General features: G+C 40.6%; 17 protein-coding genes and 1 CRISPR repeat array. All 17 genes read right to left on the reverse strand.

All coding sequences use genetic code 11. The annotated features are described in order from the left end of the window. Positions 1-156: 156 nt before the first annotated feature. Positions 157-2,200: a CRISPR direct-repeat array (repeat unit 30 nt; unit sequence GTTTCAATCCCTTATAGGTAGGCTAAAAAC). 230 nt (positions 2,201-2,430) lie between these two features. The 17 genes from JT739_RS00190 to JT739_RS00270 all read right to left on the reverse strand — a co-directional run bounded on the left by JT739_RS00190 (position 2,431) and on the right by JT739_RS00270 (position 19,553). Continuing rightward, positions 2,431-3,066 (reverse strand): cyclase family protein, encoded by a 636-nt coding sequence (locus JT739_RS00190; protein WP_237659089.1) that lies wholly within the window; start codon positions 3,064-3,066, stop codon positions 2,431-2,433. A 113-nt stretch (positions 3,067-3,179) separates the two neighbouring features. Then, complete coding sequence (locus JT739_RS00195) at positions 3,180-3,647, reverse strand: RDD family protein (RefSeq protein WP_237659090.1); 468 nt, start codon at positions 3,645-3,647, stop codon at positions 3,180-3,182. Between the two features lie 91 nt (positions 3,648-3,738). After that, on the reverse strand, positions 3,739-4,419 hold the full coding sequence (gene sfsA, locus JT739_RS00200; RefSeq protein ID WP_237659091.1) for a DNA/RNA nuclease SfsA: 681 nt from the start codon (positions 4,417-4,419) through the stop codon (positions 3,739-3,741). A 79-nt stretch (positions 4,420-4,498) separates the two neighbouring features. Beyond that, on the reverse strand, positions 4,499-5,578 hold the full coding sequence (locus tag JT739_RS00205) for a spermidine/putrescine ABC transporter substrate-binding protein (protein WP_237659092.1): 1,080 nt from the start codon (positions 5,576-5,578) through the stop codon (positions 4,499-4,501). A 1-nt stretch (position 5,579) separates the two neighbouring features. Further along, positions 5,580-6,386 carry an ABC transporter permease gene (locus JT739_RS00210; protein ID WP_237659093.1) on the reverse strand — a complete coding sequence of 269 codons (807 nt, stop codon included), beginning with the start codon at positions 6,384-6,386 and terminating at the stop codon, positions 5,580-5,582. Further along, complete coding sequence (locus JT739_RS00215; protein WP_237659094.1) at positions 6,383-7,267, reverse strand: ABC transporter permease; 885 nt, start codon at positions 7,265-7,267, stop codon at positions 6,383-6,385. Before JT739_RS00215 ends, JT739_RS00210 begins: the two co-directional genes overlap by 4 nt. Continuing rightward, the gene (locus JT739_RS00220; RefSeq protein ID WP_237659095.1) at positions 7,267-8,352 is read right to left on the reverse strand and encodes an ABC transporter ATP-binding protein; all 1,086 of its coding nucleotides are present in this window, start codon (positions 8,350-8,352) and stop codon (positions 7,267-7,269) included. Before JT739_RS00220 ends, JT739_RS00215 begins: the two co-directional genes overlap by 1 nt. 137 nt (positions 8,353-8,489) lie before the next feature. Next, positions 8,490-8,867, reverse strand: a complete 378-nt coding sequence (locus JT739_RS00225; RefSeq protein ID WP_237659096.1) for a dimethylsulfonioproprionate lyase family protein — start codon at positions 8,865-8,867, stop codon at positions 8,490-8,492. Between the two features lie 96 nt (positions 8,868-8,963). Then, positions 8,964-10,289 (reverse strand): hypothetical protein, encoded by a 1,326-nt coding sequence (locus JT739_RS00230; protein ID WP_237659097.1) that lies wholly within the window; start codon positions 10,287-10,289, stop codon positions 8,964-8,966. Between the two features lie 29 nt (positions 10,290-10,318). Continuing rightward, positions 10,319-12,280 carry an FAD-binding protein gene (locus JT739_RS00235; protein WP_237659098.1) on the reverse strand — a complete coding sequence of 654 codons (1,962 nt, stop codon included), beginning with the start codon at positions 12,278-12,280 and terminating at the stop codon, positions 10,319-10,321. Between the two features lie 50 nt (positions 12,281-12,330). Then, positions 12,331-13,098 carry a 3-ketoacyl-ACP reductase gene (locus JT739_RS00240; protein ID WP_237659099.1) on the reverse strand — a complete coding sequence of 256 codons (768 nt, stop codon included), beginning with the start codon at positions 13,096-13,098 and terminating at the stop codon, positions 12,331-12,333. 26 nt (positions 13,099-13,124) lie between these two features. After that, the gene (locus JT739_RS00245; RefSeq protein WP_237659100.1) at positions 13,125-14,153 is read right to left on the reverse strand and encodes a zinc-binding dehydrogenase; all 1,029 of its coding nucleotides are present in this window, start codon (positions 14,151-14,153) and stop codon (positions 13,125-13,127) included. Between the two features lie 15 nt (positions 14,154-14,168). Further along, a complete protein-coding gene (locus JT739_RS00250) occupies positions 14,169-15,527 on the reverse strand; it encodes a hypothetical protein (protein ID WP_237659101.1) in 1,359 nt (452 codons plus the stop codon). A 31-nt stretch (positions 15,528-15,558) separates the two neighbouring features. Next, positions 15,559-17,214, reverse strand: coding sequence for a dihydroxy-acid dehydratase (gene ilvD / locus JT739_RS00255; protein ID WP_237659102.1), 1,656 nt, complete (start codon positions 17,212-17,214; stop codon positions 15,559-15,561). Positions 17,215-17,231: 17 nt separating this feature from the next. After that, positions 17,232-17,930 (reverse strand): ABC transporter ATP-binding protein, encoded by a 699-nt coding sequence (locus tag JT739_RS00260; protein WP_237659103.1) that lies wholly within the window; start codon positions 17,928-17,930, stop codon positions 17,232-17,234. Then, positions 17,924-18,691 carry an ABC transporter ATP-binding protein gene (locus JT739_RS00265; protein WP_237659104.1) on the reverse strand — a complete coding sequence of 256 codons (768 nt, stop codon included), beginning with the start codon at positions 18,689-18,691 and terminating at the stop codon, positions 17,924-17,926. Before JT739_RS00265 ends, JT739_RS00260 begins: the two co-directional genes overlap by 7 nt. Then, positions 18,684-19,553 carry a branched-chain amino acid ABC transporter permease gene (locus JT739_RS00270; RefSeq protein WP_237659105.1) on the reverse strand — a complete coding sequence of 290 codons (870 nt, stop codon included), beginning with the start codon at positions 19,551-19,553 and terminating at the stop codon, positions 18,684-18,686. Before JT739_RS00270 ends, JT739_RS00265 begins: the two co-directional genes overlap by 8 nt.

Consider the following 19,553-nt stretch of genomic DNA (forward strand, 5'->3'; position numbering starts at 1 on the left):
TAATTTCTTAGATGTTTTAAAGCATTGTCCAGTATGGCTAAAAGTGCTTAGGCTTAAAAATAGATGCTCTATAGGTTTAATGCGTGAAGATTGCCCACTGCATTAAACCTTTTTTTAGTCCTATTTTACAACCATCGGAACCGATGCTTTTTTATTTTTTCAACCCCTTATAGGTAGGCTAAAAACCAGCTTTGGGTTGGCGGCTGAAGCGGCAAATTTCGGTTTCAATCCCTTATAGGTAGGCTAAAAACCTAGAATTTACAAGCAAGCTATTTACTCAGAGAGAATGTTTCAATCCCTTATAGGTAGGCTAAAAACTAACCTCACTGAATCCTCACGGAACACTCACACCTAATAGAAGTTTCAATCCCTTATAGGTAGGCTAAAAACACATCCTGAAAGCTCTTTTTTTATCAACCTTTCGAGGAGTTTCAATCCCTTATAGGTAGGCTAAAAACAACATCTGGATAGTCAATGTTTATGTCACTATCTTGTTTCAATCCCTTATAGGTAGGCTAAAAACCAAGGCTTCAATCAATTGTTTTCTTTTCATTTTCATTATAGTTTCAATCCCTTATAGGTAGGCTAAAAACCTGTCTCCCTAGCCCTGCTAATCAACATATGATTTCTTTTTAGTTTCAATCCCTTATAGGTAGGCTAAAAACTATAATTATAGAAAAAGAAGCAAAATGGCATCAAATGTTTCAATCCCTTATAGGTAGGCTAAAAACTCAGGAAAAGGAGAAATCCTTCATGCCGAATATTCGTTTCAATCCCTTATAGGTAGGCTAAAAACAAGGCTTATATATTCTCTTTCGATATCTCTACCGATGTTTCAATCCCTTATAGGTAGGCTAAAAACTATCTATAGGCTGTTGGTGTCCTTTTGGAGCATATGGGTTTCAATCCCTTATAGGTAGGCTAAAAACTAAATACATAGATGATATATTGCTTGATAAATATTTGTTTCAATCCCTTATAGGTAGGCTAAAAACATAAACAAACTGATGCGATGATGAAGCAAGAACGATTATTTCAATCCCTTATAGGTAGGCTAAAAACACACAATAGAGATTTCCAGCACTCGTTTAGGTAGAATATTTCAATCCCTTATAGGTAGGCTAAAAACTTATCAAACCAAATCATTCTACTGCCACAAGTGGCATCATTTCAATCCCTTATAGGTAGGCTAAAAACGATCATCTTCTCCTCTCCCACAACCTTGATAATTTTGTTTCAATCCCTTATAGGTAGGCTAAAAACGGTCAATTGGCGGTTCTTCAAAAGATTTCTGATATTGGTTTCAATCCCTTATAGGTAGGCTAAAAACCCTGCAAAAACATGCACAGGGTGTATATCAAACGAAGGTTTCAATCCCTTATAGGTAGGCTAAAAACTCTTCACATTCTGCTTGAAGCCGGTTGGAAAGGGCGTTTCAATCCCTTATAGGTAGGCTAAAAACTACATATTGTTTGTGCAAGTGTCGGTGGCACAACAGAGTTTCAATCCCTTATAGGTAGGCTAAAAACTTTCCCATGCCCTTATTTCATATATGCAAGCATCGATGTTTCAATCCCTTATAGGTAGGCTAAAAACAATTTAAAAAAATACAAGACGGAAGGGTTTATATTTGTTTCAATCCCTTATAGGTAGGCTAAAAACTAAAACTGGACTGAAGGAAATACTTCCTATTGATACAAGTTTCAATCCCTTATAGGTAGGCTAAAAACATTTTTGAAGGCACCGGCCCCAGGTATGCCCAAGCATGTTTCAATCCCTTATAGGTAGGCTAAAAACGCATAAAGAAAACATCTTGGAAAAGTTACTTGCATCTCTGTTTCAATCCCTTATAGGTAGGCTAAAAACAAAGTGTATCAAAACTCATACCTAATTGAAGAAAATAGTTTCAATCCCTTATAGGTAGGCTAAAAACTTACACGGGATATGGTCCGGTCCTCCGAAGTAAATTAGTTTCAATCCCTTATAGGTAGGCTAAAAACCTGTCCAATATGCGGTAAAAACCCCGTCCATGGCCGGTTTCAATCCCTTATAGGTAGGCTAAAAACGTTGTTTTTCGTAGTCAAGGGGGCCTGGATTTTCCACGTTTCAATCCCTTATAGGTAGGCTAAAAACCCCACTAACTCCCCCTCATTATATTTAGCGAGATTCGGTTTCAATCCCTTATAGGTAGGCTAAAAACCCATTGAAATGCCTTATAAATAAAGGGTTTATTTTTGCAAAAAGTATTTTTTAAAAAATCAGTCTTTTTATATTATATCATAAATCCTTTGTTGTGCAAGAGTTTTAACCATTGTTCATGTGTACAAAAAAGTCGTCGACCTCCAGGGGTTTTTGCACTACTCCAGGTCGACGACTTTTTACACTGCAACATAAATATATTTATCCAATGCACAAATTTTTCGCAAATATTCAATCTTCGATCACAGCAAACGCTCTTGTAAAACCGCCATCAGCCTTGTAGATCAGCAACGGTGCAGCTGCAAAGAATACTCTGGGTTTATCAATTTCATCAAGGCGATTTAGATTCTCTATAATATGTACGCTGTTTTTCATAAAAATTTTATGCACTGGTGCTGCGTTGTCTTCCACCTTGTCCGGAGATATAAAATCAATGCCAATAGCTTTAATTTTTAAATCTACAAGAGCCTGTGCCATTTCTTCAGACAAATACGGTGAATCTTCCACGTATTTTGCCATGCCCCAATATTTCGAATAACCGGTTCGCAGCAGCACTATATCACCAGGTTTGATTTCATAGTTTTTGAGAACATCAGGTTTTATTTCTTTTTCATCATCAACGTTTACATCTACGATTACCGCATACCCTACAAATTCATCTAGAGGTATCTCGTCCATAGTCTTAGCACCTTTTAGACAATGGGCAGGAGCATCACAATGAGTGCCTACATGTACAATTGAATGAAAATCCGTTATACGATATCCGCCTTCTTCTATTTGCGCGATTTGCTTAATTTCAATAGGGGGTGTTCCAGGAAATACTGTCATATCCATCTTGTAAGGATGAGACAGGTCAATAATTTTCACTACAAAAACCTCCCTCTTTTTTATTTATACTTAGTTTCTATAAAATTCCCTTCTAAAATATAAATCCTAATTAAATACAAGGGCTGCAAATCTTTTAAGCAGCCCACATTTGTCTAAATATCTATAACATCATTTCGCTTCGGCAATGATTCACTGGATACTACCTGGGTGCTGGCAAGCCTATCCCCAAATCTTCTACCGTTACTGTCGGTTAAAACAAGAATGATTTCAACTACAGACATAATAAACCCTAGTATTGCACCTATGATCCAACCGATTATTGGAACTATGCTGCAAACACTACCTATGGCAAGGGGTAAGTTCCTTCTTATAGAAATTTCCCAGTTCATGTCTTTTCCTTCTAAACTCGCAACTTCAAGGCCCATAAGTTTCTTACCTATACTTTTATTTTTAAAATCAGGGTTTTTAGTAATTTCATAGGCTATCACATCTTTTGTCAGCATGTAAACTGTGCTAACTATACCACCTAATATAGGTACATAAATGAGAACACTTGCTATAACCGCATCGATTAAATATGCTATAAAGCGCCTAAAAATATCTGCTTTTGGATAGTTCAAAACAGCCCTCTCCCATCCTTTTGTAATTTACTACATTATATTCAGGAACTTTTTACAGGTCAATAAAGCTCGTCAAATATTTTTTTAGTGTTTATATCTTTACCTTTACAAAATCTCCTGCTTTTATAGAATTTGGGGTTACAAAACAGTCAATAGCAATAATGTTTACTCCGCGCATATAGGCTGTTTCAAGGGCTGTGCTAAAAGCTTTGTCCATTTTTTCATTTGGTGTAAAATACAGTATATCTTTCATTTGAATTATAAAAACAATCCACGCTTCATAACCTTCATCTAAGCTGCTGATGAGCTCATTAATATGTTTTACTCCCCGCTCTGTGGGCGCATCAGGAAATAACGCAACGCCATTTTCCTCCAAAGTAACACCTTTAACCTCTATGAAAATTTTGCTCTTTGCCGTTTCTATATAATAATCGAAGCGGGAGTTTTTGTATTTTGCTTCAGGTTTGACTAAAGTAATATCTTTAAAAAAATTAGATTCTAAAACCCATTGATGAAATACTTTATTTGGCACTTGGCTATCTATATTGACAAGCCGATCGCCCTTGTATACAGCAATTAAATCGTACTTTGTCTTGCGTTTGCTGCTGGCGGATTCCTGTACAAAAACTGTGGCATTTGGCACCAGGAGCTCTTTACAACGACCTGTGTTTTTTACATGACAAACTTCGATTTTCCCATCTATTTCAATATTTGCAATGAATCTATTTGGCCTGTTTATGAATTTGGCTTGCCTTATATTCTCATATAACATTATGCTAAATTTCCCCTCAAGATGCGGATTTGATATTTAATACACTATAACTAGCTTCAATTGCTTTGCTGGATATACTTTACTTGCCAATTGCAGATTTGAATTCTGTCCAAATCTTTGCATGAGCTTCTTCTGCTTCTGCCCCCACTCTTTGAATCATTTCCATGTCACTGCTAAAATCTGTAGGCAATGTAAGAAAATCTTTATATTCCTTGCTGATATACTCCTCGGCAGCTTTGTTGGTACAGTAATAACCTAACCACTCAAAACATTTAGCAGATACTTCAGGCCGCAAAATGTAATCGATAAACTTGTGTGCAGCATCAGGATGTGGTGCATTTGAAGGTATGAAACCCGCCATAATGCCAAAGCCAATTCCCTCAGAAGGGAAGACAATCTTCAAATTGGGGTTGGCGAGTTTTGCCATTGTCACCTGGGAAGTGTACATAACACCTACTGTAATTTCGCCTGTTAAAAGGTCATCCTGTAGGTTGTCATCCTTTATTAGCCGAATATTTGGTGCAAGCTCTAAAAGCTTTTCACCGGCAGCTTGGATTTTTGAAATGTCCTCTGTATTATAACTTTCACCAAGGACTTTTAAAGCAAGGCCGTTTATAACGCGATAGTTGCCGATGATGCCTATACTGTTTTTAAGGGAGCTATCCCAAAGGTCAGCATAACCGGAAATATCTATATTTACTAAATCAGGGTCATACACTATAGTCTGAATTCCTGCTCCATATGGAACCGTATATTCATTCTCAGGATCGTAGAATTGAGATTGATATATGGGATTAATATTTCCATAATTTTCAAGTTTTGATTTGTCAAGTTTTTGTGCAAGTCCTTCGGCAATAACGGTTTCTATAATATAGTCATCGGCAATAACTAGATCATAATCGCCGCCTTTTGCAGTTTGCAATTTTGCCAGCATTGTTTCATTAAAATCAAAGTTGCTGTAGTTAATGGCAATACCTGTTTCTGCAGTAAATTCATCTAAAACCTCTTGTGGGAACATTCCCTCCCAAGTAAATAAGTTTAGTTGTGTATCTTGGGAAGCGGTATTTTCATTATCCTGCACTTTGCTGGAACCTCCGCAGCCAACCAGGAGACTTGCACATAATGCAAATATTAATACCATTACAAAGGTTTTTTTCATTCTAATTTCCCTCCATTTCTAGATATTCTTTATGATGGGAACCTTGCTTGCCTATCCACACAGATAATAGGCAAATTAATAAATTAGCCCCCAACATAAGGGTAGATAGAGCATTGATTTTGGGAGTTACCCCGGTTCTCAGCTGAGTATATATCTTTATTGGCAGCGTATTTGTATTTACGCCGGTAACAAAAATGCTAATTACCACATCATCAAGGCTCATAGCAAAAGAAAGCAGCATGCCTGATAAAATAGCAGGCAATATCAGTGGCAAGGTAATATCGAAAAACACTCTTATTTCGCTGGCCCCAAGGTCTTTAGCAGCCTCCGCAAGGCTCTTGTCTATACCTACAAGTCTTGCTTTTACCAGCATATATACATAGGGTATGCAGAAGGATGTATGGGCTATTACCAAAGTTAGCATACCAAAAGGCAATCTAATCAAAGAAAAGTACGTTAAAAATACCATGCCGAGAATAATTTCCGGAATCATAATGGGTAGCGTAGATAAATATTCAACGACACCTTTTCCAGGGAGATTTACCTTCGGCATACCTACAGCAGCCAGTGTCCCGATTATTGCAGCCAAAATGCTGCTTGTTGAAGCTAAAATAAGGCTGTTTACGACTGCATCAAACATTGATTTGTCACGCAGAAGTTCTTTATACCATTTAAAAGAAAATCCGCCCCAAACAGAACTAATTTTGCTGCTATTAAAGGAATAAACAATAACTATAATAATCGGGAGATACATGAGAGCTAATATGAAACCAAGGTAAATGTTCGCAAGCCTTGTGTTGTTTTTCATACCAGCCCCTCCAATTCCTTTACATTGGATATGCGGCGGTAGATGTAAATCATAACACTGGTAAGAATCATCAGCACCACGGAAAGCGCCGCCGCAAAGGGCCAATTGTGTGCTTTCATTAGCTGCTCCTGAATGAGGTTGCCTACAAGGACTACCTTATTCCCACCTAAAATATCAGCAATAAAAAATAGACCCATAGATGGAATAAATGTCAGTACCACGCCTGATAAAAGGCCAGGCAAGGTTAATTTTAACGAAATGGTAAAAAAGGCTTGCATTGAACTTGCACCTAAATCTCTTGCCGCCTCCACCAGGCTCCAGTCTAGCTTTTCAGCGCTGGAATAAACAGAAAAAATCATAAAAGGCAAGAGTACATATATCATTCCTACGACAACTGCCGGATAGGTGTATAAAAGTTTCAGCGGCTCTTCAGTGATATTAAGTGCCATCAACAATTTGTCTAGTATTCCATTGGCTCTAAAAATTATAATCCAGCCGTAAAGCCTTATTAGAGAACTGGTCCAAAAAGGAATAAATATGAGCAGCATCATGCGCTTTTTCCACTTTGCATCTAATTTGGCCATAAAGTAGCCAAAAGGATATCCGATAATCATAATAAGAATGGTAGTAGTAATTGCAAGTTTAAAGGACTCTATGAAGGTTTTTAGATATACCGGTTCAAAGATATCCATGTAATTTTTAAAAGTAAATTTATTTACTATTCCCCACACTTCCGCCCGCTGTAAAAAGCTAAGTACCAGCATATATATTAAAGGCCCTATTACGAACATAAATGTAAACACAAAAAGGGGCAAAACTGCAAGGAAAGCCACGCAGTTTATGTTAAGTTGGCGAAAACATTCAAATGCTCTCTTTATCATTATGCGCCCTCCAAATCCACCAATATGGCATTTTCCGGCGCCCATGTGACAATCACTTTATCCCCTGGGACAAGAGTAGAATCAATACCGTGACGGCTAGCTACAAGCTCTTTTCCATCAGCTAAAGCTACGATTATCTGTAACAGGCCTCCGGCAAAGCTCTTTTCCTTAACGACTCCAACAAAGCCTTCAGCATTGCTGTCTGAAGCAGCCGGGGTTAACCTGATATGCTCGCTTCGAACCGCTACAGTTACCTTTTGTCCATAAGCTATATTTGCCCGATTTCGCGCAACAATACCTATGCCATCCTCGTTCTTAAAGACAACAGTGTGTTCATTTACATCATATGCTGTGCCGTAAATAATGTTGGCAGAACCAACAAAACGAGCCACATAACTGGTCTTTGGGTAGTCGTAAACTTCTTGAGGCGTGCCTATCTGTTCAAACTTGCCATCCCTCATGACGGCAATTCTGTCGGACATATTAAGTGCTTCTTCCTGGTCATGGGTTATATATACAAAGGTTATACCCAAGTGTTTCTGTAAACGCTTTAGTTCTGTCTGCATCTGGCGCCTAAGTTGTAAATCTAAAGCCCCAAGAGGCTCATCCAACAATAGAACCTTTGGTTCGTTTACAACGGCCCGGGCTATGGCTACTCGCTGTCGCTGACCTCCAGAAAGTTCGCTTGGCATCCGTTTTTCATAACCCTCAAGTTGAACAAGCTCCAACGCTTCAGAAACCGCCTTTTTTATCTTTGCCCTGTCAAGGCGCTTAAGACGCAAGCTGTAGCTTATATTGCCTTCAACGGTCATATGGGGAAAAAGGGCGTAATTTTGAAATACCGTATTCACATTTCGCCTGTTAGGTTCCTCGTTTGTAACGTCCTTTCCTTCCAAATAAACCTTTCCACTGTCGGGCTTTTCAAGGCCGGCAATAATGCGTAATGTAGTGGTTTTGCCACATCCTGAAGGCCCAAGTAGTGTAATGAATTCCCCCTGTTTTACCGAAAGGCTTAGACCATTAAGAACTTTTACACCCCCAAAACTTTTCTCTATACGGTCAAGTTGCAATATAAAATCTTCCATGCCCATCCCCCGTGCCAAATGTTAATCCGCTCAAACACTTTTCTTTATCATAGCACCCTATCTGTAATATTTCAATTACCACCTGCTTATACCACAAAAAAGCAAAGGCGCATAAAATTTCGCCTTTGCTTTTCACCCTACTTTATTTTTCCTTCCAATTCTTCCTGCCAATGGTCAACTATGCTTTTAGGTGCGTAACAAAATACCATTATCATGTCTTCATCTGATGTGTTTTCAAGGAGATGATTTGCTTTTGGAGTTATATACACATAATCTCCTGGTTTTACATCAGCGGTTTCGTCATCTATGTGCATTTTTCCATATCCGCTGAGGATAATATATACTTCTTCCTGTTCATGGGAGTGCAAAGGCACTGACCCACCGGGATATATGGTTACATGGCCTAGTACAAACCCATTGGCTTCCGCAGGAGCTCCAGGCCCTACAAGCACCCTTGTAAGCCTTCCGGCAGGAAACTCGGTGCCTTTTACGTCAAATATATTGTTTACCTTCATTGGCATTTCTCCTCACTAAAATCTATAAGTGCTGAAACCAGCCATTTCAAGCAAGAATGTTGCAGCTAAACCCTGTGTTAAAATCATCATCTTTGCCTAGTTTAATATCTTCAAACCTAGGAGCTTTGCTACATGTGATACTTGTTTTAGATGGTTACCATAAGTTACGATCTGATGACATCCTAAAAGATTTTCAATAAAATCTGTCATGGAATCAAGTCTGATTCGAAGTTGTGTCCTGCAGGTAGGTGTATAAATAGTATCTACTGTAATACCAGTGTTTACGCTAATAGAACTTAAATCATCTCCTACTCGAGTTATGGTAACGGCCAACCCTTCCGGCAAGCTAACCTGGGGACTAACACCTATACCGCTTTCATGATGACTTCTCAGTTTATATGAGCAAGATTTGCCTGCCATAATAAGAGGTGCCGAACAGTGTGATAGTTTTAGAACATTACCTTTTTCAATCATGGGATTTGCCATCCATGAAGGCGTATTGGTAAGAGCTTTCATCATAAGAAGCGTTACCGCCGAATCCAAGTCACCTTCACAAGCCCCTATATAGTTTTCACTGTCGTTTAGCATACTTAGAGCAAGGCAGCTGGTAGTGCCCAATTCCTTTAAAAGGGTAAAACAGGCAATTGCAATACCATCAGCATTATATCTTTGTACAAGCTCCTGTATGGCCACGGCTAACCGGGAAGCTGCTATAACATCATCACTGTCAGGCTCCACTATTTCTTGACAATCCTTAAGCCACTTTTCATATACAGGTTGTGCTTCCTCATTAGACACAGATTCATACATCTTGTATAATTCCTGTAGTTCAATATTTGTACATTCTATACCGGTCTTATCCCGTATCCTGTCAAATGAACGACAGCTGCTGATTACCCAGTCTTCGGTTTTTCCCACTAAAATCATGGAAGTTTTTTTCATGCGCATTACAGCCTGTATAGCTTTATGCAACACGACTATTTCCTCAAGTTCATTTGATAGCACAATCGGCAGACCTTTTCGTTTAATGACACTATAGACATCAGCAACAGCCGGTGCAGCATTAGCTTCCAGCAACCTGTAAGCTGTTTTTTCCTCTAAGAATCCTGGCTCATATGCTGCTAATATACCTATACCGTCGAAATTTTCGGCGGCTTTTATCATCCAAGGCTGGACTGCTCCGCTAATGGGTATAAAAAGGCCAAAACCTTCTGGATGCTGCCCTAAAAATGCTTCCAGCTCATTTTCACTGGAAATAGTTATGTTTTTTACAACAATTTCTGGGTTTTGCTTATATAAATCATCAGTCAGGGTTTTTGCAATTTCGGATACGACTTTTTGTGTTTCTTCTGCATTCGGCCAGTAACGAGGTGATACAAAAACAATCGAATATATTGGTGTTTTTTGTTGCAATGCTCGCAACCTCATCCCCCATTTCTAATTTTTTATGACTAGAATATGTTGCCGTTTTCCCTGTAACTTCTCCAAACATTTTCAAAAAAGTCATCATCTTCTGGAATATCGCGAACCTTACGCCAATTAAACTCACATATACCGTTTTTGTACAAAACTTCCTGCACCATATTGCCTCTTGAGCCATCATCAAGGGTATATCTAAAAATATCTGGTAGACTATCATAAGGCAGTTTGCCGTTTTTATCCGTATAAAGGGCTGACCCGCGGCTCTTGCCACCATTTTCCACATAATCTACCATTGCCATTAGATATACGTATTGGCAAATTAGAATATCATAAAGGCGATATACCTTGTGAAGGTTGTTTACTGAAGAAGTCTTAACTAAACTTGCGAAATTTTCAAGTTCGCCCTTTATTTCTTCAGTTACTTTGCGTATATCTTCAATACTTCGGATTGCCGCACCAAATCGGCTCATTCGCTTTGCGGCATTTTGCCAGATCTCATCTACATTGTCACAATCAGCAAGTGCCGTATCACCCATGGAAATAGAATCGCTTATAGCATTTAATGTAGCATCTTTAAATGTATCTAAGTCAGCAGGATTCCCTTTGCGATTGGCAGCAATGTATTGAGCTGCTCTTGTAGAGCCTACCTGTCCGGAATTTAATGCGGTACCACCTGGGCGATACACACCGTGGCTGCCACTTACTTCTCCTGCCGCAAAAAATCCTTCAATATTTGTTTGCCACCATTTGTCAATTGTAAGGCCTCCATTGTTGTGCTGAGCACAAAGAGCAATTTCTAAGGGTTCTTTATGAAGATCAACGCCTTTGTCTTTGTAAAAGTTTACTGCCGGCGCGTTCATGTGCATAAGTCTTTCAATGGGTGTGCCAAAGGTGGCCCCAGCCCTTTCAAGGTATTCCCGTGCTTCAGGTGCGAGAATGGAAAAGTCTATTTCTTCACCACCTGGATTGTCCCGAAAGTCAAGGAATACTCTGCGCCCCTTAATGCATGTTTCAATATATACTAAAATATCGATAATGGATGAACCGCCATCTATTTTGCGAACATCAAAAGGCCACTGGTAGCCCTTCAAAAATACCTTTGTAAGCATATCTCCTTTATCGGAGAAGAAATCAAACAGAAATTCCCGTTCATCATTTCCATTTTTATCAGTAGAAATGAACTTAGGCAGCACCTGCATGTAGGTGCCGGAAACATTCCACCGCGGGTTTATAGATGATAATCCGTATTGCCATTCAGTAAGGTTTTTGCCCATGACACCTGCTTCAAAGGCAATCCCCGTTGCACCGTAGTGGCCTATGGGATAAACCGAGTCCGCATACATGCCTGCCGGTCCACCTGTTGCATATATTACATTTTTGCAGTTAAATGCAACGTACCTTTTGTCGGCGTTGTGAAGATTTTCTAGGTCAATGCATAACAGTCCAAAAAGCCTGTTATCTTTGGTCAATATTTTTATTACCTGCATCTTGTCAAAAATCTTAACATTCTTTGCCCTTACTGCCTTTTCCAAACATTCCGTCATAAATTTTGAGGTGTATGGGCCTGCAGAAGTGGCTCGACGCCTTGGGTCATGGTCAGTCTTATAGCCGATATATTCACCGTATCTATTGCGGGGAAAAGGAACTCCCAGTTCTACCAGCTTTAGAAAACATTGAGCAGATAGTGCGGCCTCGCAAAGGGCGATGTCTCCGTCCATGCACTGACCGTCAAATAAAGTTTTGGCAAGCTCCCTTATTGAGTCAGGCTCATATCCAGAAAGCGTAAGTTTGTAATATGTTTGCTTGTCGGAACCCGTGTTTCTCGATGTACCAGCATTAATGCCCTCTGTTACGATAGCTATATCTTTTTGGCCATATTCAACGAGCCTATCGGCTGCGTTGAAACCTGCTGCGCCAGTGCCAACTACTACAGTATTGAGCGAATACACCCTGATATTGTAATCTTTTATCTTAATCGTAGATTCAATCATATCCTCATTCCCCCGTTTGCTACATTTCCCGGCAAATAACGGGATTTTAATTACAGTCTTTGTATGTGGAAGCCGCCATCCACATCTATATAGATGCCTGTAGAGTATAGGAATTTATCAGAACACAGTGCTGAAACTACGTTTGCTACATCTTCAGGTTTTCCCCAGCGCTTTATGGGGAATACACCCTGCTCGATTAGCGCATCATATTTTTCTTTAACACCTGCAGTCATTTCGGTTTCGATAACTCCGGGTCTCACCTCATATACGTATATGCCTTCACCGGCAAGTCTATCCGCATAAAGTTTCGTCAGCATGGAAATGCCGGCCTTAGAAACGCAGTATTCGCCCCTGTTGGTTGAAGACACAACAGCCGAGCATGAAGATATGTTTACGATAGTACCCCTCTTAGGCCCTACCATTTCTTGCTTTAACATTTGTCTTGCAACGAGTTGGGTCATAAACATTGTGCCTTTAGTATTGATTCCCACAACTCTGTCAAAGCTCTCTTCAGTCATTTCCAATAGATCAGCTCTTACTTTTGGTGCAACACCTGCATTATTTACCAAGACATCTATCCTTTGAAACTTTTTAATGGCTTCATCAACACATTTTTGTCGATCTTCTGCTTTATCTACGCCACCTTGAACATAGAGATAGTTGATACCTTCTCTTGCAAGCAAATCAAGGTTTTCCCGGTAATTCTCCTCTGGACTTCTTCCCAAAATAACTATATTGTAGCCATCCTTACCTAATTGGTAAGCTATGGCAAAACCTATGCCTCGGCCTCCGCCGGTAACGATTGCTGTTTTTGACATATGCATACTCCCTTTTTGCTATAGTCTTATGGTTGAATTATGACCTTTAATGCACCTGAATGCCTATCAAGACAAGTTTCAAGTGCTTGCTGCAAATGTTCTAATTTAAATGTGTGTGTAATTAGCTTTTCAAGGTCAATTTGTTTTGACATTTCCAGTGCTATGGGGAAATCCCAGCAATAACCCTGTGAGCCCTGAACTTTAATCTCATGGGTAATAAAGCGCGTGGCTGGAATAGTTATGTTTGGATTTTCAAAGATGCCTACAATCGTAGCCAAACCATTTTTTCTAAGTGTCATCATGGCTTGATTAAAAGTTTCCTCAAAGCCCACACATTCAAAAGTCTTATCCATTCCGATTCCATTTGTGATTTGAGAAACAACATCGTATACATCCTGCTTTGATGGATTTATAGCATGTGTTGCTCCAAGGTCCAAAGCTATATCCAGACGTTTTTGAGAAAAATCCACAATTGCAACTTCTGAGGCGCCACTCCTCTTACAAAGGGCTGCAATCAAAATGCCTATTGCGCCCGCTCCTATTACCAAAACCTTTTCGCCAAGCTTTACATCGGCTCTCCTTACTGCATGAACAGCAACTGACAGAGGTTCGATTAACGCACCTGCATTGTATGATAAATGCTCAGGCAATTTGTACACATATGGCTCTTCTACCGTTATATAATCGGCCATTGCACCGTCTCCATTGCGGTAGGTAAAACTGATATTTTCACAATGGGCGTAGTTGCCTGTCCTGCAAGCAATGCATTTTCCACAAACTATGACAGGTTCAACTGTCACCCTATCGCCTATTTTCAATCTGGAAACCTCACTGCCGATAGCTACAACTTCACCAGCAAACTCGTGGCCGATGGTCACCGGTAGTGGCGCAGATGGATGCTTTCCTTTAAAAATATGCAAGTCACTTCCGCAGATAGCGCTAGATATTATTTTTACCACAACTTGGTTGGATTTGGGTTCTTCAACCGTGCGCACTAGAAAATCTACTTTACCTGGCTCTACAACTCTGCCAACTCTATTTTTTAAATTAATCATAGGCGCCTCCAAATACTATTTCTTAGTAGCATTATTTCTTGCTTCATTGTAAAGGGGCAGATAAACTTCGCTGTCCCTTATGACACAGCCTGTGCGACCGTGGTCCCGCATGATTTGAGTGCATTTGCTACACGCAATGCATGACTTTTTCGGATCCATGGCACCTTTTTCAAGCATATCTTTTGGCGCATCAGGATAAGCAAAGGCCTGGCGACCTATTCCAACCAAGGTACAGGAACCATCTGCGATATTTGCCGCGCCCGCATTTGGCAGAAATTGCCTCAGCCAGCTATAACCATTGCCTACTACCGGAATATTACCCGCAGCCTTTTGAATTTGGCGAGTTAATTCAAAGAGGCGTGCAACGCTCTCTAAAGGATGTTCTTCCGGAATCTCACCGCCTATAGTTGGTGTGTCAAAAGGTCTCGTTACTTGTGGAAATCTATAATATGGATTGCCTGCAGAGTTGCTTAGAAGGTTTACGCCATTTTCTACCATCAACTTTACAAGTGCCAAAGGTTCAGTTAAATCCGGTTTCCAGAAATCTTCTTTATCAACGCCAAATCCGTAAGGGTAGGGATGAGCATCAAACACATTAAAACGGCTTGCAATTATAAAATCGTCGCCTACTTCGCTGCGAACTGCCTTGATTGTATCTAAAAGAAAGCGCATGCGATTCTCAAAACTTCCGCCGTATCTGCCTTCTCTCGTATGACTTGCAAGAAGTTCAGATACCAAGTACCTATGGCATGCCTTAATATCTACACCGTCGAAGCCTGCTTCTCGTGCGAGCTTAGCAGACTTTACGTATTTTTCAATTAGGGCATCTAAATATTCATCTGTAACAACCGGGTCATCAGGTGAAATTCCCACTCTCGGATCAAGCATCGGATCGTGCTGTGCTATAATTGGCGCAGGTTTATCATCTGGTCTTGAATACCTGCCTGACTGTGTGAGCTGAAGGACTTTTACAGGCCTGTGGTCACTGCCGTTATGTTTTTTTGCTTCTTCATCTACTTCCTTGAGCAACTTTTCAAAGGCCCCAACATTTTTTTCTGTCAGATACATCTGAAGTGGGTTTGCTCTTCCTTCATGCACCACTGCACAAGCCTCAAACCACAAAAGACCTGCTCCACCTGCAGCAAATCGACGGTAGCGTCTCCTCACAAGTTCCGATGGGCTGCCATCACGTTCACTATCGCAGCCTTCCATAGGCAAAACTGCTATAGAATTAGGACTTACAACGTTTCCGATTTTAACAGGTTTTGCAAGTGGGGAAAGATCATCTGCAAAACTTATATTTACACCTAGCTTTTTTACCTTATCTCTTATCTCATCTATGGTTTTAAAGTTGAATCGCTCAAAAGTCGCCATTATAAAACAACTCCTTTAATTTTCTTATAAGTTAATCCCAAAAGACTGTTGCACCTCGGTGTGCTGAAGTAGTATTCTTCCTGTAAAGTTTCAGCCAACCTGTAGCCGGCTTTTCTACAGGTTTCCAACCTTTCTTCCGTTCTTTAAATTCCTCCTCGGTAATGTCTACCATTAAAATGCGCTTTTCTATGTCAATATGAATAATATCTCCATTTTGAATAAACGCGATGTTTCCGCCTTCATAAGCTTCAGGCGAAACGTGTCCTATAGCTAAACCGCCTGTAGCACCTGAAAATCTTCCGTCTGATACGAGAGCAATTTTAGTTCCAAGCCCTTTACCCAGAACCGCTGCCATAAACGTTTCCATATGAGGCATACCGGGCGACCCTTTTGGCCCTTCATAGCGGATAACCACCACATCTCCCGGGACTATTTCATCTCGCAGTATGGCATTCCATGCTTCATCCTGAGAGTCATATACCTTTGCAGGACCTGTAAATTGCCATGCTGATTTGTCTACGGCTGAAAATTTCACAATAGCGCTGTCTGTAGCAATATTGCCAGAAAGTACTGCAAGGCCTCCCTGTTCATAAATTGGGTTTGATACCGATCGAATTACATCCTGGTTTCGGTTCTGTGACAGGGAAATTTTATCAGCAATTGTACCAAACATGCCTTTGGCATTGGTATGGATCAAACCTGCCTTGGCAAGCTCACCTAACACTGCGCCAAGGCCTCCTGCTTCGGAAAACTCCGCCATTGTATAGGAAGGATGGTTTGGGTAAATGGTACTTATTACCGGAACTTCCCGGCTTATCCTATCAAAAAGCTCAGGTGTTATATCGAATCCTGCTTGCCTGGCAATTGCAGGTATGTGCAAGATAGAATTAGTAGAACCACCTGTCGCCATCATATATCTGACTACATTTTCAAAGTTTTCATATTTGATCACATCGAGAGGGCGAATTTCTTCTTTTACAAGTTCCATAATTTTCTTTGCCGCTTCCACAGCCATTTGCCGCCACTCTGGCGTCTGGCTTTTTACACTTGCATTGCCATGAGGAGACAGACCTAAAATTTCTGCTGTTGCACACATGGTATTTGCCGTCCCCATAAATGGACATGCGCCAGGTGTGGGACATGCATTTTTTACTATGGCTTTATAGTCCTCCCTGCTTATATCTCCGGCTACATATGCCGCATATGCTTGTTTTGTATGTGTAAGGGTTATCATTTTGCCGTTGTAATTGCCCGGAGCCATATATCCACCGGTAAACATCACTGTTGGAATGTTTACCCGAAGTGCACCCATAAGCATTCCCGGCACTACCTTATCACAAGTACCAAGCATTATCATGCCATCTAACATGTTAAGCTCCGCCACCGTTTCCACTTCAGCAGAAACCATATCTCTAGCGGGGAGGGTATATCGGTCACCGGGAGTGTTTGAACATATTCCGTCACACACACCAGACACAGGTAGCTCAAGGGCAAGGCCTCCAGAAGCATAAACCACCTTTTTTATGTCTTCAATAACATCTTTAAAAGGAAAATGGCCTGGATTCATTTCATTCCATGAATTTATAATTCCGATAATGGGACGCTTAGCATCTTCCTCGGATATTCCCATGGCAAAAAGCAGTGCATTTCTATGATCAAGGGATTCCTCATTCCATTTACGAATCATATTTTAACCTCCATATATTAGCCGCCAAGATAGGCTTTTTTCACTTTATCAGAATTCAAAAGCTCGCAACCTGTACCGCTTAAGGTTATTCTGCCATTTTCTAAAACATAAGCTTTGTCGCATATGCTGAGAGCCTTGCGCGCATTTTGTTCAACCAGCAGCACGGTCACACCGCTGTCGCGGATTTGCTCAATTAGGTTAAATACCTGATTTACGATGATAGGTGCAAGTCCAAGGGACGGTTCATCAAGAAGAATAAGTTTCGGTTTTGCCATAAGCCCTCTAGCAATTGCCAACATTTGCTGCTCTCCACCTGAAAGTGTCCCTGCATACTGTGACTTGCGCTCTCTCAATTTTGGAAAGAGGTTATAGTTTTTCTCCAGATTTTCATATAGCTCCTTGCCCTTTAAAAGGTAGCCCCCTACTAATAGATTGTCTTCTACGGTTAAACCCGAAAAAGTCCGACGGCCCTCAGGAACGTGGACTATCCCTGCTTCAACGACTTTATGAGGTTTGTCTGGAATAGGTTTGCCTAAAAATTCTATAGTACCGGATGTCGGCTTTACCTGGCTTGAGATGCACCGAAGGAGGGTTGACTTTCCTGCTCCGTTAGACCCGATAATGCTGACAATCTGCCCCTTTTCAGCTTCAATTGAAACATCTTTCAATGCCTGAATGTGTCCATATGCAGCACTTAAATTTGTGACTTTCAGCATTTAGCTTCCTCCTCTCCCAGGTAAGCTTTTATTACATCCGGATTCTCTTTTATCTCCTCAGGTGTCCCTTCTGCAATTGGTTTGCCGAAATTCAGCACGTGAATTTTATGAGAAATACCCATTACAAGTTCAAGGCGGTGCTCGATTAAAAGAATAGCAAAGCCGATTTCTTCACATAATCTGCTGATTAGTTCAGTAAGCTCCATCACTTCGGTAGGATTTAAACCTGCGGCCGGTTCATCCAGCAAAAGCACTTTTGGCTGACATGTAAGTGCTCGTGCGATTTCAAGCTTCCGCTGTAGACCATACGGAAGATTTTCCGGTCGCTCATTTTTATACTTCAGCATTCCTACAACTTCAAGATAATGCTCACAAATTTCTCTGCCGCGCTTTTCTTCAGCTAAGCGTCTTGGAGTGGGCAAGAGTCCATCTATGATTGAATATCTGGACAATGGGTCAAAAGCGCACATAACATTTTCCAAAACGGTTAAACCCCTAAAAAGACGGATATTCTGAAATGTGCGGCCTATGCCTTCACGAGTAATCATATACTGCTCCATTTTTGTAATATCTTTACCGTCAAGAATGACCGAACCTTTATCTGCCGTATATATCCCTGATATTACGTTAAACAATGTAGTTTTCCCGGCACCGTTAGGACCGATAATGCCGATAATATCACCTTTTTTTGCAGTAAGGGAGACGTCCTGTATTGCCTTGACTCCGCCGAAACTCTTGCTTACATTCCGTACTTCAAGCATTGCTCCTCTCCTCCTTTTTACCGCTTAGCCTTCTCAATAAATTTCCTACCGAAAGCTCATATTCGCCAAACAATCCTGTAGGTTTAAAGTTGATGATAAGAAGCACCAATACCGCATAAAACACCGTGCGATAATCCGCCGCAAATCTCAATACTTCCGGCAAAGCTGTTAAGATAATGGTGCCAAAGATGGAACCTGTTAAGCTGCTTACGCCTCCAAAAAATACCATGATAACCCATTCTGCGCTCTTCTTCCAGCCGAAGATACCGGGATCAACATAGGTTGTAAAAAACGCGTAAAGCACACCAGCATAAGATGTTACTGCTACAGCAATAAGGAAAGCAGTCATCTTGATTCTGGGGACATTTATTCCCATGGCTTTTGCCGCGAGTTCGTCACTCCTTGCAGCAATGCACTGCCTGCCGTATTTCGAATTTTTAAGATAGCTTACCAGGACAATGCAAACGATTGCAGATATTAAAGCTAATGGCAGTGTGGTGATTTTAGGAATACCAGAAAAACCTAAAGCTCCACCGGTTATGGATTGAGTTTGGTTTAGCAGTGCCGTTATGGCCTCACCAAATCCCAGCGTAACCAATGATATATAGTCTCGGCGCAGGCGAACGGTAGGCAATCCAACGATGTAGCCTACTATTACACTGATAACTACTGCTATTATAGCTGCCAGAACAAATGGGACTCCTGCTTTAACTACCAAAAAGCCGGATACATATGCACCGATTGCCATAAAAGCTGCTTGCCCCAGAGAAAACATGCCTGTTAGCCCCGTAAGAACATATATACCTGTTACAGCAATAACTGAAATAAGCGTAAACGTGAGTATTGAAATATAAAACTGCAT

Origin of the sequence: Tepidanaerobacter sp. GT38 (genome assembly GCF_021991635.1) — a bacterium.
Lineage (GTDB): Bacteria > Bacillota > Thermosediminibacteria > Thermosediminibacterales > Tepidanaerobacteraceae > DTU063.